This window comes from Acidobacteriota bacterium (assembly GCA_016208495.1).
Lineage (GTDB): Bacteria > Acidobacteriota > Blastocatellia > Chloracidobacteriales > Chloracidobacteriaceae > JACQXX01.
Genome location: JACQXX010000056.1, coordinates 138775 through 161319, shown reverse-complemented (window position 1 = coordinate 161319; position 22545 = coordinate 138775). Strand labels below are relative to the sequence as shown.

The 22545-nt window shown below is 49.7% G+C and carries 17 protein-coding genes and 1 tRNA gene; 12 read left to right on the top strand and 6 right to left on the bottom strand.

Translation table 11 applies throughout. The features are described 5' to 3' along the window. Positions 1–43: 43 nt before the first annotated feature. Positions 44–2587, bottom strand: coding sequence for a hypothetical protein (locus HY774_10370; GenBank protein MBI4748882.1), 2544 nt, complete (start codon positions 2585–2587; stop codon positions 44–46). Between the two features lie 121 nt (positions 2588–2708). Continuing rightward, a complete protein-coding gene (locus tag HY774_10365) occupies positions 2709–3809 on the bottom strand; it encodes a WGR domain-containing protein (GenBank protein ID MBI4748881.1) in 1101 nt (366 codons plus the stop codon). Positions 3810–4425: 616 nt separating this feature from the next. Between HY774_10365 and HY774_10360 the strand changes: the two genes are divergently transcribed. Then, complete coding sequence (locus HY774_10360) at positions 4426–5115, top strand: noncanonical pyrimidine nucleotidase, YjjG family (GenBank protein MBI4748880.1); 690 nt, start codon at positions 4426–4428, stop codon at positions 5113–5115. 117 nt (positions 5116–5232) lie between these two features. Here HY774_10360 and HY774_10355 read toward each other — a convergent pair whose 3' ends face one another. After that, positions 5233–6105 carry an SEC-C domain-containing protein gene (locus HY774_10355; protein ID MBI4748879.1) on the bottom strand — a complete coding sequence of 291 codons (873 nt, stop codon included), beginning with the start codon at positions 6103–6105 and terminating at the stop codon, positions 5233–5235. A 684-nt stretch (positions 6106–6789) separates the two neighbouring features. Here HY774_10355 and HY774_10350 point away from each other — a divergent pair. Beyond that, entirely contained in the window at positions 6790–7935 is a 1146-nt protein-coding gene (locus HY774_10350; GenBank protein ID MBI4748878.1) for an ImmA/IrrE family metallo-endopeptidase, read from the top strand. An 11-nt stretch (positions 7936–7946) separates the two neighbouring features. Continuing rightward, positions 7947–8450: a DUF4411 family protein gene (locus HY774_10345; GenBank protein MBI4748877.1), complete on the top strand. Its 504-nt coding sequence runs from the start codon at positions 7947–7949 to the stop codon at positions 8448–8450. A 97-nt stretch (positions 8451–8547) separates the two neighbouring features. On the opposite strand, the gene HY774_10340 is transcribed toward HY774_10345, so the two are convergent. Then, positions 8548–8623, bottom strand: a tRNA-Phe gene (locus tag HY774_10340). 82 nt (positions 8624–8705) lie between these two features. Between HY774_10340 and HY774_10335 the strand changes: the two genes are divergently transcribed. From HY774_10335 to HY774_10315, 5 genes are all read left to right on the top strand, one after another. Next, on the top strand, positions 8706–9716 hold the full coding sequence (locus HY774_10335; GenBank protein ID MBI4748876.1) for a hypothetical protein: 1011 nt from the start codon (positions 8706–8708) through the stop codon (positions 9714–9716). A 126-nt stretch (positions 9717–9842) separates the two neighbouring features. After that, positions 9843–10076: a zinc ribbon domain-containing protein gene (locus HY774_10330; GenBank protein ID MBI4748875.1), complete on the top strand. Its 234-nt coding sequence runs from the start codon at positions 9843–9845 to the stop codon at positions 10074–10076. A 42-nt stretch (positions 10077–10118) separates the two neighbouring features. Continuing rightward, positions 10119–12431, top strand: coding sequence for a sulfatase-like hydrolase/transferase (locus HY774_10325; protein MBI4748874.1), 2313 nt, complete (start codon positions 10119–10121; stop codon positions 12429–12431). 100 nt (positions 12432–12531) lie between these two features. Beyond that, a complete protein-coding gene (locus tag HY774_10320) occupies positions 12532–13746 on the top strand; it encodes a delta-aminolevulinic acid dehydratase (protein ID MBI4748873.1) in 1215 nt (404 codons plus the stop codon). A 159-nt stretch (positions 13747–13905) separates the two neighbouring features. Further along, on the top strand, positions 13906–15906 hold the full coding sequence (locus HY774_10315) for a hypothetical protein (GenBank protein ID MBI4748872.1): 2001 nt from the start codon (positions 13906–13908) through the stop codon (positions 15904–15906). Here HY774_10315 and HY774_10310 read toward each other — a convergent pair. Next, on the bottom strand, positions 15899–16183 hold the full coding sequence (locus HY774_10310; GenBank protein ID MBI4748871.1) for a hypothetical protein: 285 nt from the start codon (positions 16181–16183) through the stop codon (positions 15899–15901). The genes HY774_10315 and HY774_10310 overlap by 8 nt on opposite strands. 590 nt (positions 16184–16773) lie before the next feature. Then, entirely contained in the window at positions 16774–17052 is a 279-nt protein-coding gene (locus HY774_10305) for a hypothetical protein (GenBank protein ID MBI4748870.1), read from the bottom strand. A gap of 368 nt (positions 17053–17420) precedes the next feature. Here HY774_10305 and HY774_10300 point away from each other — a divergent pair, with 368 nt between their 5' ends. From HY774_10300 to HY774_10285, 4 genes are all read left to right on the top strand, one after another. Then, a complete protein-coding gene (locus tag HY774_10300; GenBank protein MBI4748869.1) occupies positions 17421–18857 on the top strand; it encodes a hypothetical protein in 1437 nt (478 codons plus the stop codon). 148 nt (positions 18858–19005) lie between these two features. Next, on the top strand, positions 19006–21156 hold the full coding sequence (locus HY774_10295; protein ID MBI4748868.1) for an MFS transporter: 2151 nt from the start codon (positions 19006–19008) through the stop codon (positions 21154–21156). 144 nt (positions 21157–21300) lie between these two features. Then, complete coding sequence (locus HY774_10290; protein MBI4748867.1) at positions 21301–21897, top strand: hypothetical protein; 597 nt, start codon at positions 21301–21303, stop codon at positions 21895–21897. Between the two features lie 68 nt (positions 21898–21965). Continuing rightward, positions 21966–22397 (top strand): carboxymuconolactone decarboxylase family protein, encoded by a 432-nt coding sequence (locus tag HY774_10285; protein MBI4748866.1) that lies wholly within the window; start codon positions 21966–21968, stop codon positions 22395–22397. The last annotated feature ends 148 nt before the right edge of the window (positions 22398–22545 follow it).

The following is a 22545-nucleotide window of genomic DNA, read 5'->3' as shown; positions in this document are numbered from 1 at the left end:
TTGTCACCCTGTCCCCTTGTCCCTTTGTCACCCTGTCCCCTTGTCACCTTGTCATCCGGTACTTGAAATCATAGTTGAGAATGAAATCGAGTTCTTCAGCCGTGAAACCAAATTGGTTGGCTAAAAGCCGATCAATTTCATCCAGAATTGGCTTACAGGCTTTGTACTCAAAGGTTTCGACAGAAAGCCCACTTTTGAGCATAGTGGTTGAAGTTGCCTTGAGCGCATCCAGATAGCATCGTCCCAGCTCGCTCAATGGTTCTTTCAGGTCAGATGGCAGACTGGCAACATTCAAGGGAAAGGCCAGGATGTCACGCCGGTTCAAATTTCGGCAATCTGAAAGGACATTCCAAAACCAGAAAAAGGTTGATGAACTCAAAACCGCAATCGCTGCCAGACAGGTGTCCTTTGATTGAAAACGAAGCTCTTTTAATTCAGATGGTCGCCGGTTCTGCCTGGTTTTCAGATCCATCATATGTGGAATGAAGTCGGTAAACGCAAGAAAATAACCGAATTTCCGCGTGTAGTAGCACCGCTCAACCCCATTCGGAGACAGGCTTTCCCGCATCCTGCCAGATGAAGCCGATACCAGCTTGTGAAACAGATTCACTTCTAAATCACTGCCGAGTTTTTCAAGTGCCTGCGCAAAAACCTGAAAAGGACTGGCTGGCCTGGCGTACCCAATCCGGGTTTCAAACAAATGTTCCCGCTCTTCTTTCCACCAGCGAATGTAAGCCGTGGTATGAATGGTCGTCCCGGTTTGCGCGCCTTTTCGTCCAAGGACAATTGTCAGGCGTTTTTGTGCTCCATCAAAAAGTTGTGCCGGACGATTGGCAAACCAGGCAACCCACAAAAGGTGAAATTGCCGTAACGTCTCGGCCTGGAGCGTTGAAAACCCATCCGTACCAAACATTGAAATCGGGACAATCACCCCCAACCGACCACCAGTTTTCAAAAGCCCATAGGCTCGTTCGAGAACACAGGCATACAAATCCTGGCACGGGAGGGTTGTAAATCCAGATAGCTGATAGTCAATCGTGTGCTTGTTGAGTTTGACGTAGGGCGGATTCCCCAGAATTACCTCAAACCCGCCACAGGCAAACACTTCGGGAAACTCATTAAACCAGTGCACCGGTTTCTGGTGGTTGAGGTCTTTGAGAAAACGATCAGGTTGATCAATTTCGGGAGTTGATGCCGGTGTAACTGATCCAACCAGGGCATTTCCAGTTCGGAGATTCAACCTGATATCGGCCAGTCGCACAGCTTCAGTGATGTCATTTACCTGAGCAAGCAACTTCAAAAACATGCGCTGGCCAGTAACTTCGGTGGCGTCTTCCAGAATATCCACGCCGAAAAGATTTCTGGTCACAATCGAAAAAAGAACAAAGTACGGTTGGCTGGGAAAACACTCAGCCACTTTTTGAACGAGCGCAAAATGACTGAAATATTCAAAATCGGTGGACTGTCCAGGTGGCGGAAGATGAGCCAAAAAGGTCTGCATCCGACTGAAACAGGCGGTATACAACGGCGCCAGCGTTTTGAGTGCCGCCAGCAAAAAATCCCCGGCCCCACAGGTAGGATCAAGGATCGTCAGCCGCTCCAGTGCTTTCCAAAAGGCGAATAAGAATCCAGGCGTTGGACAGTGCTCAATTGCATCCACGGCAAACTGATGAAGGTTCAGGTTTTCAGTAATAAGCTGGTTGATGTCGTGGATGGCGCCAGTTTCCAGTTTTGCTCGGAGCGCGCCATATCGCTGACGTCGGGCAACGACTTCGCGCCAGGTTTCGGTCAGCAAGGCATAGTCGGAAAAGGCTGGTTCATTCCACTGTGTGCGCAACGAAGGATCACCAATGCCTGCCGAAACTGGCTTTGGTAATGAGAGGTGAATTCCTTTTTTGATTGCCGGATAGATATAGCGATCTGGATGTGACGAAAGCAGTTGCCAGAGCTGGCTGTGGGGTTCAAATGCGGTTGGGAACTCTTTTTGGACCTGTTCGAGCAGAAACGGAATGATCGTGGTTTGGCTGATATAGCGGGTTGTGTCGTCTCGGGTGAAATACGCCCCCAACTGCTTTTGATTGATGTGTTGCTCTAACAACCAGCCCAGCACATCCGGAGTCACAACCCAGGGACTCTCTGACCAGTCTCCAGCCATCTGCCATTCAAACTGATCAAAGAACCCAAAAAGCCGTTCAAAAATCGCATCCGGAATCTGAATCGGTTGACGGTAAAAAGTCTCGAATAACGGCCTGCTAAACAGCTCCGTGTGGAGAAACGGCACGTTGCCCAATCTCAACCAGGTTTCTGGCGACCAGTTGGATTCGGGTGTTGAAAGGCCGTCAAAACACAGCGTTTCGAAAAACTCCACAAAGTTGTCTCGCTGGCCTATCTGATTGTGTTGGTTGAGTTTCTGGCGAAGATATTCTTGATTGCCGTCAAGCAATCCTTTCTTCTGGATGAAATACACAACCATCAACCGCGAAACCAGTTGTGAAGCCAATCGGCGGCGTGTTTCATCATTTGCAAGCCCCGTGATTGAAACAGCAAGCGCTTGAAGTTCAGCGGTCAAGCCATCAGAAATCAGCATGGAGAGGTGTGCTTTAAGATTAGAGGTGGATATTTAACTTCGCCACAGAGGACCACAGAGGTATTTTGTGTTTCCTCTGCGGTCCTCTGTGTCCTCTGTGGTTCAAAAATGCTTCCAAATTTTACCCTTCATCATCTTCGATTGGAGCTTTAAATTTCAGTTGTGTCTTCCGGCAATGGCTGTGGTCAATGTCGTCACGTTCACCGAGATACACCGGCTGGTACAGCTTGCCTGATTGGGCGTGGGCATACAGATAGCGGACTTCGACAATTGAGTCGAGCGGTGGAATCTGGAAATTAGGAAGAATCGTCACGCTCCCGGCTTCAACCAGGGTGCCATCATCATCAAGCAGTCCCAGGTTGACGCTCCGTTTTTGGTTATGGCTCACCACGACGCACGACACACTTTCCGTGAATTTGTATTTGAGCTGATTTCCACCCGACGCTGGACGGCCAGCGGCGTAGGGCGCATCGAGCCGCTTGATGACCAGCCCTTCTCTTCCACCAGATTTGAGACGTTGAACCAGCGTTTCTTTTTCCTCTTTCGTCTGTGCCGTCGGAACAATTTCAACCGCCGTGCCAACCAGCCTGGGTTCAAGCTGTTTCAGAAGCCCAATTCGGTCAGCATAGTTCCACGAACGCACATCCTCGGCGCCATCGTCATTCGCTCCGGGACATTGCAAAATATCAAACACAAACAACTTCTCGCCGACGGCTTCTCCATCCAGGATGACCGGCGCTCCGACATTGGCCAGACTCGCCGCAAACGAACTGGGAATCCCCACCACCAAACCTTTCCGGTTGATGCCTTCGACGAGTCCGTTTTCCGAACATCGAATCAGCATCCGTTTCCCGTCGTGCTTTTCCTGAAAGCACCACGCTGGGTCATTCACGAATTTTTCAAGCTCGGCTTCTTCGATTGGATTGAGCAACTGGCACTGGACACCCGAAATGCGGCCTTCATGTTCGGTTTGAACGTAGGCCAGCCCTTCTTCACCGGGGCTATAGCCTTTGCTGGTTTTCTCTGCCAGCAACCGGTTGTAGACATCCTTTGCCTCGGCGTAGGGCACCGGCTTTTGTGTTTTGGTCCCGGTTTTAAGCGTCGAACCACGGCGACCATAGGCAAAATCAACCACATATCCGTCGCCCGATTCTTTCAACTCAATGAAGTAAACCTTGTCCGAAGTTGCATTTCGAAAATACAGCGTGGCTTGCAAATTCATGATTTTGCTCCGTTTGAAATAAGCAGGTTATCGCCACAACCTATAACAATGTAATCAGAAGCATATTCTCTCGAATTGATTGAAAGATTTCAACCAGAAACTTGAAGCCTGAAAGGAAAGACCCAACTGGCAATGTGAAAAAGGATAATCCCGCAACCAGATAAGTACCTTACCGAAAGTTTCCAGACATTTTAACCACGAAAAACACGAAAAACACGAAAAAGATCAACCACTTACCAAACCCAATATCTCAGGAAACTTATGACAAGGTACTTAGTACCATTGTGGAATGAAGCAGTCGTATTAGAAAACAATCAAGTTATTCAAATAAATAAACTTAGCGAACTATTGACGACTGACCACTGACCACTGACTGGTATAAGACAGCTTACATTTCTTGCGTTGCAATCGCCCAAACCACCATACTTGGCAAATTCTCTAACAGCGTTTTGCCATAGTTTTTTTCTGTTTCCCTCAAATCAACTTCAGCAAGAGAAATGGCTAACACTATTTTGCAATGAATCGTTCGTATTAGGAAACAGTCAAATAATTCAATCAACTGAGCTTAGCGAACTACTGACTACTGACTACTGACTACAAACTGGTATAAGCCTTTATGAAAAAACACTATCCCTGGTTATGGTTCGACGCGGACGGCACCCTTTTTGATTACAATCAAGCTGAGCCAATTGCCCTCAAAAATACCTTTGACGCCCTGAACCTGCCCTTTCAAGAGGAGTACCTCGGCATCTATCGGCGGATCAACCAGAAACTCTGGCAGGCACTGGAACGGCGCGAAATCACACCCGCCGCCCTGCATGCCCGACGGTTTGAGTTGTTGATGGAAGCCATCCAACTTGATTCTTCACCCAGCCAGTTTGGCAGCGCGTTTTTAGAACAATTGGCGATTCGTGCCGAACTCATTGATGGGGCTCACGAGGTCCTGCACCGGCTCCAGGAAAAATGTCGAGTGGCAATTGTCACCAACGGGTTGCAGTTCGTTCAACGGAGTCGCATCGCGCTGTCTCCGCTCAAGCAGTACATCACGGAACTGATTATTTCTGAAGAAGTTGGCGTCGCCAAACCTGAAGCTGGATTCTTTGAAGTCGCCGCTGCCCGGACAGGATATCCACCCAAAAACGACGTCTTGATCATCGGTGACAGCCTGACGTCAGATATCCAGGGCGGAGCGGATTTTGGCATTGATACTTGCTGGTTTAACCCGGCGGCACACTCCCGGCCAGACGATGTGCCGATCACCTATGAAATTTCCCACTTGCGGGAACTGCTGGAAGTGCTGGCCTGATACAGTTTGTAGTCAGTAGTCAGTAGTTCACTAAGTTTATTTGATTGAACTATTTGACTATTTTGCAACACCAGGGTCTCGTTGCAAATTGGTATAATATCTGACTTGCCAGATTGGCTAGCGATTGGTTCTCGTCAAACTTTCTCTGATCACATCCATCAGGGTGTAATTGGGATGCCCTTCCCAATGCCTCATCGCCACGATTTGTCGAAGCCGCAACGACATTTCAATGCGTTTAATCCCTTCCTCATAAAAATGAACTGGTAATCGCTCAACCTCAGGCTCTGGCCGGTGCAACAACTCATCAATATATTTTGAAGCTATGGCCCGTTTCAGGTTGGGGTCATCCGTCTGGTCCTGGAGTGCTTTAATTCCTTTGACCAACTCGTCCGGGTCAACCTGAGCTTTTTCATCCAGAGCATCAAAGTACCCAGAAAGCGAATCAGGAATGGAATCAGAGCTATCAAACAACCGGTTCACGATTTCCAGACATTTGATTTCCGCAATCTTCCGCCCAAGGTGTTTGTCAAAAAACAGAATGGCGGCAATCGCTCTTTCAATGGAGCGCACTTCCAGGTGGAGTTCGTTGCCGGAACGGATAAAAAACGAACCGATCACAATCGAACCATCTGAAACAGGAAGTGAAGCATCGGATTTTTTCAACTGAATGGTTCGGGCTTCATAATCAAACAGCCAGGCCCATCGGTTTTGCAGAGGATCAAAGTCAATACACCGTAATTTTGAAAAAGCAGCCCGGAGTTTCGTCTCATCTTTGATTTCATATCGGAGCCTGACGGGCTGATGGAGTTCTCCGGTTTGTGTCGTCCAAAGCCTCTTTCCGTCTGGGTTCGAAGGGTACTGGCCAACGTTTTCGGCCTGTGGCTGCGGAGAACGAGCAAGCAGTGTCGAGGCAACTGGCTTGCCATAGCAACAAACCTTATATTTTTTGCCGCTGCCACACGGACAGGGTTCGTTTCTGCCAATCTTCATACATTTCTCCCTTTTGGATAATCATTTTCGATCAAGAAACGCTGAGACCAGGAGCGCCTGACTGAAAGGTGTTCCTGCTTTTACCGGATTTTGTGTTAGGCCAGATCGGCATTGGAAAGAAAGGGCTGGTCAGTACCGCCTGCCTGAGCGGGTGAGATGAAAAGTAAGCCGGCCCACCCACTAACGCGGGTGGTACTGACTTAGTGGCTCTTCTGGTTTGTCTCCAACACAAAATCCGGTAGAAGCAGGTTGGCAAACCTCAGAGCATCAAATATCAATAAAATCAAATATCCCATAAACTTTTTATTTCCAATAATTTACTACTCAAATATAAAGTTTGAGTTGGCAATTCAAGCTTGTGGTGTGATATTTAATAATCTTGCAATAAATAAATTACAAAGCTATATTTCTGGAATTATAGACACCTATAACACTTTCTAGTAGATCACAGAGCTTCGCAACTGGCCATTTATCCGAACCTCAACCTTTCTGCAATAGGAACTCCATTTGAATAACATGTGGTCAACCAAGCTATAGCTTTTCAGATAAATATTTCCTGGGAGCGCTGGCATCTTGCCGGCAACTGATTGAAGATTAACTGTTTGGTGCCGGCAGGATACCGGCGCTCCCAGGACGAAATCATTTTCTGAAATCCTATATCATCCCAGAAAAACAGATAAAGCCATGATTAGAGTATCCGTCACTCCAGATCTAATACGCTGGGCTCGTGAGCGTTCAGGGCTCACAAAAGATACTCTCGTGAAAAAGTTCCCAAAGTTTCTGAAATGGGAGTCTGGGGAAGAAAATCCTACCTTACACCAACTTGAAGACTTAGCTAAAAAAACTTCAACTCCATTGGGGTACTTCTTTCTTTCTGAACCCCCTGAAGAAAAACTTCCAATCCAAGATTTTCGCACGGTCACTGGAGGTGAGGTAAAACGACCTAGCCCAGATTTACTCGAAACGATTCAAACAATGCAGCGTCGCCAAGGATGGATGCGAGATTATTTAATAGAACAGGGTGAGGAACCATTGAAATTCGTGGGTAGTTCGAGTTTGGACAATAACCCAAATGAAGTTGCACTGAGGATTCGGAGGGTTCTGAAATTACAAAAGGGGTGGGCTCAAGAAAATTCAACCTGGGAGGCAGCCTTTCAGTGCTTGCGATCAGAAACGGAAAACACAGGCATTCTTGTAATTATCAATGGGATTGTGGGCAATAATACTCATCGCAAACTTGACCCAAACGAATTTCGCGGTTTTGTCTTAGTTGATGAGCACGCTCCATTAGTGTTTATAAATGGAGCCGATGGCAAAGCGGCACAAATGTTCACATTAGCCCATGAGTTAGCTCATATTTGGATTGGGCGAGGAGGGATTTTTAATTTTGAACAACTTCAACCAGCGAATGAAGAGGTAGAAATTTTCTGCAATAAAGTAGCAGCGGAATTGCTTGTGCCCGAGCAAGAATTAAGAAGGCATTGGAGTAAAGCCTCACAACATCGAGACCCATTTCAATTTTTGGCTAAGATCTTCAAAGTCAGTCCATTAGTGATAGCCCGGCGCTCTCTCGACCTTGCATTGTTAAACCATCAAAAATTCTTTGATTTTTACCAGCAGTATTTACAAGACGAACGACGTCAAAAAGCTCAGTCTAGCGGTGGTGATTTTTTCGTGCTACAAAATGGGCGCGTTGGTAAACGATTCGGAGCTGCAGTGATTCAGGCAACCAAAGAAGGCCGATTACTTTATCGTGATGCGTATCGGTTAACTGGACTACATGGGAAAACCTTTAACCAGTACGCTCAATCACTTGGGTTTACTTTTTGAGGGTAAACAACATGCCATACTTATTGGATTCAAATGTCTTGATCGATGCTAAAAATCGATACTATGCATTTGATATCTGTCCAGGGTTCTGGAATTGCTTGATCTCCTATCACAAAGATGGGCAAGTATTGAGTATTGATAGAGTTAAACGCGAGTTAGAGAAAGGAAACGATGAGCTTAAGGTTTGGGTAAACACCGAAGTACCAGGATCGTGCTTTGCCTCAACTGATATCCTTGAAGTCGTTAAGGCATTTGGGGATTTAATGAATTGGGTACAATCGCAACCACAGTTCAAATCCGAAGCTAAGGCAGAATTTGCAAGTGTTGCCGATGGGTGGCTGATCGCATATTCAATGGTTTATAGACTTACCCTGGTAACCGACGAAGTCTTTAGGCCAGAAGCAAAGCAACGAGTTCCTATTCCTAACGTCTGTAAAGCGTTTGGAGTGAACTATTTAAATACTTTTGAGATGTTAAGATGCCTGGGAGTGAAGTATTATTGGACAAAAACGTAACAGGTACTTAATTTGGAAAAGTGGATTTCTACACCTTACTAAAAACAAAAAAGCGGCGAGCCTTGTGAGACTCGCCGCTTTTTTTGTTTCTCGTGAATGGTGGCCAGGGACGGAATCGAACCGCCGACACGCGGATTTTCAGTCCGCTGCTCTACCGACTGAGCTACCTGGCCGCATTGAATGAACAAGAAGGAACGCGGATAATACGCAACCGCTCTGGCGCTGTCAATTCCTTTTTTCGAGGCTCCTCCCCATATGAAATTCGAATTTTACCACTCCGGACTCGAGTCCGTACCCAAAATTTCGGTTGATGGGACGGTTCCCAATAGCCTGCATTTCTCGCATTGGAAGGGAAATCAAACGCCTCGCGAACTCAAAGCCGATACTTCGACCGAAATTTGTCTTAACCTCGTCAGCCATCCTGACCGGCTCCGGTTTACGCAAGGTATTGAACTCATTACCAATAATCACTTCGACGCTGACGGCCTGCTTTCCGTTTGGGTCACGCTCACCGGTCCACAGGCGCTCGAACATCGCGACCTTCTGATTGCGACGGCTGAGGCGGGCGATTTTTCGGAATATTCAACCGATGAGGCGGTTCGGTTCTGCATTTTGCTCCAGGGTGGAGACCAGGTCATTCTGGATGAACCAACGCTGTCTCCGCTGGCACAACATCTGGCTGGAAAACCAGTCCCAGATGAAGCCGAAGCCTACAGGGTGTTGCTTCCGGAGCTTGGGTCGGTTCTGAGTCGGGTCAATACTTATGAATTTCTCTGGGGTCCGGCGTGGCGACGGATCGCTGCCGCGCTCGAAAGCTTTGCGAAAGGGCGCTCAACAGTGGTAGAAGATCAGACGGCGCGAATCTCACTCATTGTGCTTGATCCACACATGTATAATGACCATTTGTTTCATCCAGCCAGCGATGTCATTCCTGTCTCAGCTATTTCACACGTCGCGACTGGCGATCTCTTTGTCATCGCCGTCCCATTTGAAAATGGGTGGAGCTATCAGGTTGACTATCCTTACTACTCATGGGCCGAAACAGTTGTCCGCCGCGCCGTTCCACGCCGCGCCCTCAACGACAGCGTGACCCGGTTGCAACAGGCCGAATCAGCACCCAGCGGCACCTGGAAGCAAGATGATTCCGGTCTTTCATCCGCGTTGAAATTTACTGATGCCCAGGGCCACCCCCAGCCGTCACAACTGACACCCGATGAAGTCAGTTCGATTCTGGGTCAGGCTGGGAAAAAAACCACCGCTCAATGACTTACACCAATGCGCAATGAAACCCTCGTGTCAGAAAACGGTTAAACAATTCCATCAAATAGATTGAGCGAACGACTGACGACTGACTACAAACAGGTTTTATTTTTTCAATCGTGAGGAACCTCTATGCCACTGTTTGAATATACCTGCACTGAGTGCAACCATCATTTCGAAGCGCTCGTCAGCGGCGACAGAAAACCTGTCTGCCCATCGTGCAATAGCTCGAACCTCGAAAAAGAACTTTCCCGCTTTGCCGTTTCGACCAAAGGTGGTCAAAGTATGCCACTCCGCAATTTTTCTCCCGGCGCTTGCGGAACGTGCGGCGACCCACGCGGCCCTGGCTCCTGCTCGATGAACTAACCCTTAAATATTTCCCTGAAACCCTGAACCCTGAACCCTGACATGCCTTCTTCTCTTGAAATTGCTCCATTACTTGAACCCGATTCAATGACCGACACCCCTTCCTCCAATATCCCAGAGACATCTCAAGAATTACCAGTATCGCCTGCCTTTGGGCAGGTCTGGCTCTGGTTGTTCAAAGCGGGTGTCGCGGCAGGACTCCTACTTGGAGTTTTGGAAGGAATCGAACGCAACCTGACGCTCTCCAGCTTCTTTCTGTCGGTCTCGGAACGCTTTGCCTTTTTGGGCTTTGGCGCCATTTCGGCATTTGGAACGATGCTGCTCCTGGCGCTGGTTGCGCTCTTACCAGCTTTGGGGAGTGTTGTCAGTCGGCGTGTTCGCGCAGCTTCGATCTGGGTGGAAATCGGAACGCTTACTGGTCTGTACTTTGGCTTGCTAGGCGGAGTGTCGTTCCTGGCGTCGAACTGTATGTATGTGCCCTTTGTCAACTTACTCTATGGTCTGGCGGATAAGGGCTTGCCGCTCAGTGGGCGAATGTCGCGCTATCACCTGATCACCTTTCTTGCTTTCCTGGGCGGCGTCGCGCTTTTGACGGCATTGCTCCAGACATTTGTGCGACGCACCCGCTTTTCACTTTCGCCACGCAATGCGCTGATTGCCGGACTGATTTCGCTGATGGCTGGACTGGCGGCCTACGGTCTGGATGGTCGGTATTTTGTGGGCTACTACGAAGATACCTTCCATAATCCGCTGGCGGTCCTGCAAGTCAGTTTGCTGACCATCGCGTTTCTGTTCCTGCTGCAACTGAGTGTGTTTCATCAGGCCCTGGCTAAAACCCTGTGGATTGTGGTTGGAATGGTCATCCTGCTGGCAGGCTGGGCCGGAATTCGATTTGACCACAATCAGAATGTCAAAGCCCTCATCTGGCGACGAAGCGTGCTGATTCGGCAGTATGTCGGGTTGGCTCAAAAGATAATTGATTTTGACCAGGATGGATTTTCGCCGATTTTAGGTGGCGGTGATACTGATGACCGAAACCCGAATATCAATCCGCTGGCGGTGGAAATTCCAGGAAACGGCATTGACGAAAATATGCTTGGCGGAGACGGGAAGGTCACGGTTCCTTCCGTGGCGCCGGATCTATCCGCGTTTCGAATCCCGGAAACCATTGCCCCAGATGCCCCAAAACGCAATGTGCTCTTTCTTTCCATTGACGCCCTGCGGGCTGACCATATGGGAATTTATGGCTATAACCGGAGCACGTCGCCCAATTTGGATCGCTTTGCTTCACGCGGACTCCTGTTTTTGAACTCCTACTCTCAGGCCAGCAATACCGGTCACTCGTTTTCTTCGATTGCGACCTCCAGCTATGGCGAAGGTATTTTTGACCCAACGGCACCAAACCTTCCGACGACCTTTAAAGAAAACGGCTATCAGACCATTTTCCTGAGCAAACGGATTATGGGGCACTTGCTCCAAAATCGGCGCTGGAGTGTGTATAAGACCATTATTTACCGTGGGATGGATGTTGACGACCAGATCAAAACCGGGCGGAAGTCCTCGGATGCCAAAACCCTGACCGACAAACTGATTGAATTCCTGAAAAAGCACGAAGACGCTGGCGAAGTTGAGGCGCCGTTTTATACCTGGGTGCATTTTACTGATCCGCACGCCCAGTATCAGGCCCATTCAGAGTTTAACTATGGAAGTCGGAATATTGATCTGTATGACGGCGAAATTGCCTATGCCGACTTTCACCTGGGACGCTTGTTTTCCTACCTTGAAAGTTCAGGATTGCTCGATCATACCATCGTGATGATCACCGCCGATCACGGTGAAGCATTTGGCGAACATGGTGAATATTTCCATGCGTCACGGCCTTATCGCGAACAGATCCATGTTCCGTTGATTGTTCGGGCACCTGGCATTGAACCCCGCCGCGTTGAAACACCGGTCGGCTCACTCGACATTGCCTCGACCGCGCTTGCCTTTGCTGGAGTGAAAATTCCGGCTAGTTTTCAAGGACTCAGCCTCCTCCAACTGGCGCGTGCCCAGAATCCGCCTTCCCGACTCTTGATCAGTGAAACCCCCCGCAATTTGACCGAACCGAGTTTTCTGGCCTGGGGGGTGACTGACACCACCCATCCTGAATGGCGGCTCATTTACGACGCCAAAGGAAACACCTGGGAATTGTACAACCTGAAAGAGGACCCGGAAGAGCGCCGCAACTTGATTGACCAGCGACCAGCCGAAGCAGCCCGGCTCAAACAGGCATTTGGCGAGTGGATGGACCGTCAATCACAGCATCCCCGGTACCGCCGCTGGAGCGCTGCGGAGAAGAATGACGGAGAATGAAGAAAAACCGGGTTCCGGGTTCGAAAAAACTACCCATTCAAATTCAAGCCCATTTTCTTCAGCCCCAAGCCCTGAGCCCGAGGATTTTTCAGCCCCAACTATGAATCTGACCGACGTTCAGCACCATTTTGACCGACTGGCCGACTATTGCATCCAGGAAAACTGGTGTGGGCATGATCCTTATGATGGATTGAATGCCACCCTCTGGCAGTACATACCACTTCCGGGGAAACTGGCCCGGATTGCCTGGATTCAATTGTGCAAGCGTTCGCCAATCAATTTCCGATCCGTGGTTGGTGTCGCGAAATGCGCAAATCCAAAAGGACATGGGCTGGCGGTTCGGGCTTTGCTGAGACGGGCTGCCTGGGCCGCATCACAAGGCGAGGCTCCAAAGCGATTTGAAGATCACGCCCGTGCGTTGCTCGCCGAACTTGATGGAATGCGCTCGACTGGATGCAGCGGCACCGCCTGGGGCTACCCGTTTGACTGGCAATCTCGCGCTTTTTTCGTTCCACAAGGGTCACCCTCCGTTGTCTGCACCACGTTTGTGGCTCAGGCGTATCTCGATGCGTATGAGCGGTTTGGTGACACCAGGTATCTCGATACAGCCCGTCAGGCGTGTGATTTTATTCTCAAAGATCTGGCCCGGACACCAGACCAACACGACCCATCTACTTTCTGCTTTAGTTATACCCAGCTTGACCAAACCCGCGTGCATAACGCCAGTTTGCTCGGCGCGGCCCTGCTGGCACGAGTGTATTCCTTCACGCAGGAACCGGCACTCCGGAAAGCCGCAATGGGAGCAGCCAGATTCAGCATTCGTCACCAGCGAAAGGATGGTTCGTGGCCCTATGGTGAAGCTTCGAACCAGCAATGGATTGACAGTTTCCACACCGGGTTCAATCTCATCTGTCTGGATGAAATTCGCCGGTTTGCCGATTTCCCCGAAGCCGCTCAGGCCATTGACCAGGGCTTTCATTTTTATTGTCGGTTCTTTTTCTTGCCGGATGGGAAGCCAAAGTACTACCACAACCGCCTGTATCCGATTGATATCCATGCCGCCGCCCAGGCGTTTGTGACACTGGCACAATTGAAGCATCAGGACGCGTTAGCCCAGGAACGCCTCGAATCGTGCCTTGATTGGACGCTCAAAAATATGCGTTCTCCTAAAGGTTACTTTTACTTTCAAAAGACACCGCTATACACTAATCGAATCTCTTATCTTCGCTGGTCACAAACCTGGATGCTCTTTGGTCTTTCGGCTCTGTTGAAGGCTGAAAAATCCTCGGGCTCAGGGCTCAGGGCTTGGGGCTGAAGAAAGCAAAAGCTTCTATCTTCGAATTGATTTCATTCTCAATTCTTCATTTCTGGTTTTTGGTGGCTGACTCTTCTTCGAAAGTGTTGATTTCTAACCACTAACCACTAACCACTAACCACCAGTGGTTTCTTCATTCTTCATTCCGTGGAGGATTCGATGCGTCCACTTCCCCCCTTTCGCGTTCTTCGTGTTTTTACAGTGCTGGTGTTGGTTACCCTGGCGGCACACCTGTGGAACAACTTCCTTCCCTGGGTATCAGCTCAGGGAGACATGGTCGTGACCACCACCACGGATAATGGAGACAATGCCAATCCAACTCCAGGCTCGCTCCGATTTGCATTGGCCAAAATCACCTCTGGCAACCGGATCGTGTTTAATGTCCCACGCACTGACCCCGGCTTTTCAAATGGAACCGTCATCTTTCGACCGCCAGTTCAATATCCGGCACTCAATGCGAGCGATGTCACCATTGACGGCACCATCCAGACCACAATGGTGGGAGATACCAACCCTCAGGGACCGGAAATTTTTATCAGTGGTGAACGTGGCCTCAATGCCGGGCTGCTTGTTTCCACGAGCCGGAATACCATCCGTGGATTAGGCGTCATCAATTTTCGAGGGGGAGATGGAGCTGTTGGAATCGCCTTTGAAGGTGAAGGGGCTTCGTCCAATAAAGTTTTCGGATGCTTTATTGGGATTGGCCCGGATGGGGTCCAAAGCGCTCCCAACACGCGCGGGGTCATCATCAATGAAAGTAACGGGAATCAGATCGGTGGACCCGCCGCAACGGAGCGCAATGTCATTTCTGGAAATACTGAAATTGGTATCCAGGTTTCTGGCTTTCAAACCCAGGGGAATTTGATTCAAAACAATCTGATTGGTCCGGCGGCAAATGGCGAGGCTGCCGTGACGGGTACTGGGAATCAAAGGATTGCCGGAATCAGTGTTGAAGGGCTTGAAACACAAATCATCGGAAATGTGATTTCCGGAAATGGAGGCATCCAGGGTGGTGATGGGTTGGTGATGACTGGCGACAAAAACACAGTCACTGGAAATCGGATTGGTACCAATCTGACAGGGACCACAGCCATTCCAAATGGATTGGATGGCATCACGGTCGGCGGTTCGGCAAATAGAATCGGAGGGTTGGTCGCAGGCGAAGGGAATCAGGTTTCAGGCAATGGCCGCAATGGCATCTTTGTCGGCTTCACTGAAAAAGCAACCGCCAACCTCATCCAGGGCAACCTCATCGGGGTGGATGCCACAGGCCAAACAGCTTTGGCGAACGATGGATTTGGGGTCATTTTTCTTGACGGTGCCAACAGCAATCTGGTTGGGGGCAATGAGAGTGGCGCCGGCAATGTGATTGCCTTTAATCGGCGGGCAGGAGTTGGCGTGATCAACAATGTTCAGGATTCACCAACCACCAGAAATCGAATTGCACGCAACTCCATTTTTAAAAACGCAGAACTAGGCATTGATTTGGGAATCAATGGTGTCACCGCCAATGATCTGGGTGATGAAGACGAAGGCGCCAACGAACTCATGAACTTTGCCGCCCTGCAGACCTTTGAGACGATTTCCAGTACTCAACTCCGCGTTACCGGCCAATCGAATTTGGGAAGTCAGGTCGAAATTTTTGTGGCGGATCCTGATCCATCAGGGTTTGGTCAGGGGAAACAGTTTGTGACGTCGTTTAATATGGACAAGGAAACACTTTTTAACGTCACCATCACGATTCCGGCTGGAGCCCAGGCATTGACCGCCACTGCGACGGATGACAAAGGCAACACCTCTGAATTTTGCCGCAATCTGGTCTTGAATTCGGAACCGCCACCGCCGGACGATACAACACCGCCTCAAGTCACGGTTCTTTCACCCAACGGAAAAGAAAAAGTGAAATCTGCCCAGCCGTTTGCCATCAACTGGTCATCGGATGACAATGTCGCGGTCACAACCCATTCGATTCTGCTTTCAACCGATGGTGGCGCCACTTTCCCCATCACCGTGGTGACTGGGCTTGAAGGCTCAGCCCGATCTTTCATCTGGTCCGAAAGTAAACCCAAAGCCAAGCAAGCCCGAATCAAAATTGTTGCCCGTGATGCGGCTGGAAATACTGGTGAAGACGCCAGTAACGCCAATTTTAAGATCAAATAGCCACGGCTGGAGCAACCAGTTTATCCCGGTTGGCCAAACAAAAATCCACAAATTTATCCTCGGAAACAATCAATCTGACGGGAAAAGGAAGCGTGCTGTACGCCAGCTTGCACACTGGCTGCAGCACGTTGTCATTTTGGGCGGCGGTGAGAACGCCCGGTTTGATATGTTTCTGAAACACATGTTGAATTTTGGGTAAATATTGATTCAGCACGTTCTGGGTTTGATTAACTACCGTTTCAGATGAAGGAAGGTTGGTTTTTTGAAAGAAACTCATGGAAGCAAGCGACCTCACAATTTAAATTTGATGAATGGGTGCTCTTCCAAGTTCAAATACTATGCCAGAAACTGCTGGTTGTTTTTTAGGGGGATTAAATGGCGTTTTCCGATAGCAGTTCTTAAATGAACAACTCTGCTTCTACCGGATTTTGTGTTGCGGACAAATCAGGAGTGCCAGGAAGTCAGTACCACCCGCGTCAGTGGGTGGGTCAGATGGCTTCCAATCCCACCCGCTCATGCGGGTGGTACTGACAAGTCCTTTATTTTCAACACCGGCCTGGCCCAACACAAAATCCGGTAGAAGCAGGAACAACCTACCAGATATGCTCTGGAAATCATTTGAATTCAAGAATTTCTTGTACTTCATTCAACTGAAAACTGCTATAACCTGAAAATAAAGGACTGGTCAGAATGCCAGGAATCTGTGAGTGGGTTGAACAATTCAAGATCACGGTTGTAGTCCCCTGTAGACACAAACTAAATTAAATCAATTTCATGGCACTCAATCAAAATTCAAGCTCAGCCAATGATATTTTTGTCTTTATGCCAGCCTGATTCTTTCCATTCCTACTGTACGAGGATTTAAAATTAGGGCCGACGGCGGTGAGTTCGATTCGGTTGAAAGCGAGTTACCTGATTAGGATTGGTCAGTGTGTGGTCAACAGTCGGTGTCCCATTGCCTGAACCTGTGTCCATTTGGGCATCACAGACAAGCGGAGAGGCAGAAACTACAAGGGTTTGGTTGCAAGGGACTTCCCTCTCTCTACGATGGTGGATGGTGTTTAAAATCAATCCTTTGATCCAATATGACTGGCTCATATCCAGCAACACTTCGCCGGTTTCCTGTGACAAATCAATAATTTTCATAATTGTTCGGATCCTATAGGAAAACTCAATCTGCCTGTGGAGAAACGAATTACCCATTTTTGGCTTGTCCCAGTAGTGATGAGAATCAAAAATTCATTACATATTGTTTCAGAAATTGGGAATATTTTTTTGAAATCACTGGGAACTGCAGAACAGCCTACTTTTTTGACCAAAATCAGCCGTCCCATCAGTTGTACGTTACACATCCCACCTTCTTCCAACTTCACCGGAAAGCAACTTTTCATTCAGGCTGTAAACACTCTATGAGACTTCCCCTTGTGCTGTTTTTCTTCTGTTTTTGGACTGGGTCCTTACTCTGTTTGGGTCAACAACCGCCACCCCCCTCAGGTGGCCCGTGGGAACGTGATTTGTGGATTACCCGCAGCACCGACGGCACCCAGTTTGAACCAGCCACCCTGCTGACCGAACGGGCGGGCGTTCCCTGTGTCATCCAGGATAAGACTGGACGCTATCTCGCTGTTTTTCAGTGGTTTCCGCTCGATACGGAACATCAGGCGTATTTTGACAAAGTTGCGGTGATGATCTCGGAAGACGGCCAAACCTGGTTGGAGCCCCAACCAGTTCAAATCCAGGGATTTCCATCAAATTTACAACGGCCCTACGACCCAACCCTGGTCGTGCTGCCGGATGGCCGATTTCGGCTGTATTACACGTCGCACCTGCTCGGTCAACCTGGCGGGGAAATACCGGTTTCCGCATTCTTTTCAGCGATTTCCAGTGATGGCATTCACTATCAATTTGAAGAAGGCATCCGGTTTGGCGTGGAAGGGAAACGACTGTTTGACTGTGCGGTGCTCCAGCTTGGCGAGCAGTGGCATCTGTGTGCACCCGCCGGGCGGCCCGAAGATGGCGCCTTACACGCGATTTCAACCGATGGATTAAACTTCACCCAGGCCACAACCATTCCTTCTGTTAATGGAGTCAATTGGACTGGAAATCTGGTGGCGGTTCAAAACGGCATGCGGTTTTATGGGACCAGCTCAGGTCGTGGGAGCTGGTGGTCATTTTCCGAGGATGGGTTTCAATGGACAGCGCCAACCTTTACCAACACCATGGGCGGAGATCCAGGTATCGTCACAATGGGCAACCAGTTGACAATGATTTATGTCGGCCCTGACACGAATAAAATCACGGATCCTCGCTTTGTGATGAGATCACCGGCTTCGGGGCTTGAGGTGAACACCAGCGCGACAACTCAACTGGAGATTGAATGGATGGTGCTCCCTAATCAAACCGTTTTGACCACCCAAACTCTGACACTGGTTGAAAATCGGAATGGCGCGCTGGTTGAGTCACTCATTGCCTCGGGACTTTCGGGAAACGTTCGACGATTTATGGTCGCCTTGCCCGCTGGAAAAATCGCCAATGAAGCCTATGTGGAAATAGAAGCCGTTGACTCAACCGGTCGCGAAATCACTGGGCGGTCAGGAACATTTTCAATTGGAACGGCTGAAGAACCTCCGCCACCTGACACGCAATCTCCAGTCATCACAAACGTCACCCTTTCAAAAACCAGGGTGAAACGCAAAGTGGACCCGGAACTGGTGATTGGCTGGCAATCTTCGGATAACGTGGGGGTACAATCGCATGATCTCCGCTATGCCAGCGACGCAGTCACCTTTTCAACCGTCATTGTGAGTGGGCTGGCCGGGAATGCTCAGACTTTTTCCTGGACCGTTCCCCGTTCATTGCCAAAAACCTCAACTGGGGTCATTCAAGTGCAGGCCAAAGACGCCGCTGGAAATAGCAGCCAGGCCAAAAGTGTCACGGTGCGAATCAAGTGAACAAATTCGTGGGTGATTGAGTTTTGAGATTTTACAATTTGCGTGTTGATTTCCCTCTCAGAAAGAATGCTTCATTCGTCAGCACGCAAATTGCGATTTTTTCTCCACCTCAACCACCAACCAGCACCAGACACTAAAACCAGCACTTATGACGTCCCCTGTCTCGGAGTCTTCCGAACCGATTCCTACTTCACGCTTTGCCGTTCTGGCAGCCTGTTTACTCATCCTTGTTGCGCTGATTGACTCGCAGGTCGTCGGCGCCATCACCCCGCAAATCGCCTTTGGCCTCCACGCGGCCAAGCCCACGGTGGCGGCCAGCGTGACTGGGTATTCGCTGGCTGCGGCTGCCGTGGCCCTCGGATTAGGCCGCTACAGTCGCCGAATCCGCCCAGGCACCTGGCTTCCGATTGCCGCCTTGATTTTTTCAGCCGCCAGCCTTCTTGCTGCTTTTGCCCCCCACGTTTCCGTTTTTTTTCTGGCGCGGTCGCTTGCCGGGCTGGCGGGCGGGTTGATTTCGGCACTGGCTATTGCGGCTCTCGCCAATGCTTCGAGTTATGCCAAACGCGGAAAGCAAATGAGCGGCGTGGCTGTCAGTTACTTTCTGGCGCCAGTGTTGGGGGTTCCGCTTGGAACGTACCTGACGGGACTGTATAGCTGGCGTGTGGTGTTTGGCGTTTCAGCCGTACTCGTCGCCCTGGCGGGTCTGCTGGTACGAATGTTTCCCTTGCCTGATAGCGGGCTGGGGCATTCATCGGCCCCGGCTGCCGGATCCACTGAACCCACACCTGTCTCTCCGTTGAAAACCCTCTGGGAAATGGCCACCCGTTCCCGTTCGACGGCAGTTGGAATCATCAGCGCCTTTTTTGTTTCTGGTGGGCTGGTTGGGTTTACCACCTACCTTGGAACATGGCTCTCAGATGCGTTTCATACCACTTCCAATCAGGTGGGCTTAATTTATGCCACGGCAGGACTTGGAGCGGTTGTCGGTGGAGCCATTGGCGGTGTGATGGCTGACCGGTTTGGCAAACAACAGGTCGCCGTCCGCAGCAGCCTGGGAATGGTTGTATTGCTGCTGATCGTGCCCACGTTTCACTGGAGTACGACCCTTTTTATTCTGATTGGACTGGCGGCTTTTCTGGCTTCGCTCCGGGTTGCTCCCCTTCAGGCACTCATCACCGAACTCGTCAAACCTGAAGAACGCGCCGCATATGTGGCACTCCGAAACGGGTCTTCTCAGCTTGGAATTGCAACTGCTGCCGTTGCTGGGGCCGAACTTTACCGAGGATTTGGCTTTGTGGGCGTGGGTTTATTTTGTGCCGGGTTAACGCTTCTGGCCTGGAAGAGCATTCAGTGGGTTCACGATCCACAGGCCAGACTTGACCACCGCCATCAGGAACTCACCTTTGGCTACCGTGTAATGCGGGCCGGAATTCGAGTTACGCTCATGCTGGCTATCTTTATTTTCTTGATTGTGCCGTATTTGCTCAGTTTATTTATTACCAAACCACCCACCCGTCCTGACGAGCGGAATCGAAAAGACACGCCAGCGGTGCATGGCGCTTCGTTTGAGAATGTAACCTTTACCGCTTCTGATCGAAATCAAGTTTCCGGCTGGTATCTCCCCAACACAAGCACCAATACCACGTTTATCATTGCTCATGGCCAGTTTCGATCCAGGTATGAAGGGCTGCAGCGCGGGGTTGATTTCTGGAAAGCCGGGAACAGCGTGCTCCTCTTTGACATGCGCCATCACGGACAAAGCCGGGCAGAGTTTTCGTCAATTGGGTTTTATGAACGGCGGGACATCCTGGCGGCAATTGAGTATGTCAGAACGCGTACGCCGCAAACCCAGATTGTCCTTCTGGGAATTTCAATGGGTGCGGCGTCAACGCTGATGGCCGCCGCCGAAGCCCAAAACATCCGGGCGGTGATTGCGGAGAGTAGCTTTCTTTCCCTGCGGGATGCGGTATACCATCACGTCTCAATGATGAACCTCCCGACGTTTCCCTTTGCACCGATTTTATTATGGATCACAGCCTGGCGGCTGGGGTTTGCTCCGGACGACTATGACGTTCGGGCAGCCGTGGGCCAAATCTCCTGTCCAATTTTATTTATTGGCAGTGGCGAAGATACCCGCATGCCGAATGAAACTGTGTTGGAGCCGCTCTTTACCGCCGCCCGCAACCCGCTTAAACAAAAGTTCATTGTCGCGGGTGCCCGCCACGGCCACGCCTATGAAGTCGCCCCTCGGGAGTATCAAAAAATTGTGGCTCAATTTCTCAGAAGTATCAGTATGTAAAAAACTTAGCCCAACATGTAAGCATTTTGTAAAAAGCCTTTTGAGGCGCAACCGGATATTGCATTTCCACGTACCGCGCGATATCCACACATCAAACCAATCACACACACGTCTATTCGTCAAAATCAGAAAGGATTTCCACAGATGAAGTCTGCACACTCAAGTCTCGTGCGTTCGGCAATATTTGCCTTGATCATCACCATTTGCACCTCATTTACTGCCGTTGCCCTCGCTAAACAGGACAAACGGAAAGCAACCAAAATTCAAAGCGCTACCGCCGCTGTTGGGAAAAACAAAACTGGCGTTGAAGTTCGCTACCTGAATCTGCCCTGGGGCGAAACAACCTTTGGGTATATTGAAAACGGCGGAAATCAATACTACAGCAAGCGTACCTGGCCGTTTGCCCACCTGAAACTTGGCGTCAAAGCCAAATTTAACGGCACAGAAATCGTTCCTGGCGATTATGTGATGTACATCACGCCGAAAAACGGTGAGACCCCAATGACCCTCTCGATTGCCTCCTTCAAACCCAATAGCACCGGAACGTTCTTGCAGGATGGCAATGTGTTTACCGAAACCCCCAAAGATGTGGTTGAAGTTGCCAAGAAAGCGGTGACTTTCGAAAAAGGTGACACCTTGATTGATGAATTGAAAATTGATCTGGCATCTGACAAAAGCGATGTCGCATTCAAGGTGCACTATGGCAACCGGTTGATGACCGAAAAACTGAACCTTAAATAGGTTTGTGTTCCGGCATGTTGATGTTCCAGGCCGCCTTTTCCGTTCGAATTTCAGGAGACTTTTTAGTTATGAGTAAAATCAACGTCGCAGAATTACCCGTGAATGGCACTCCGGTTGACAAAGAAGCCCAGTCAGAACCATTGATTCCAGTTACCAACACTGAATCAACATCCTACTCAATGCTTGAGCCACGGATGAAGAAAGTGTACGGCGCTTATTATAAAGAGCTGTACTTCACCCCGGAGCGCCGGGTATTGTCCCCGAAAGTCCAGGAATTGATCTCCATTGCGGCCTCTCTCGTTGCCAAGTGCGAAGGCTGTATTGACGGCCATATGAAAAAAGCCCTCGAACTTGGCGCCACCAAAGAAGAAATCAGCGAAACCATCTGCATCGCGGCAGCAATCAATGCGGCATCCATTATTGATCTGAGTGATGGCACCGCCGCCCGGCTGGGGTTAAACCACTTTCCCAGCAAACCACGTCCGAAGCAGGAAGAGTAAGATTTCCCCACTCAACCGCTGTTTATCACACCAATTTTCCACACCCGACCTTGCTTATCAGGCAGTCAATTGACTGCCTGACCAGGGTCGTGGTGCGTTTCAAAACAGGCCAAAACTCGTAGTGTTCGCACCAACCTGGTCATAACCG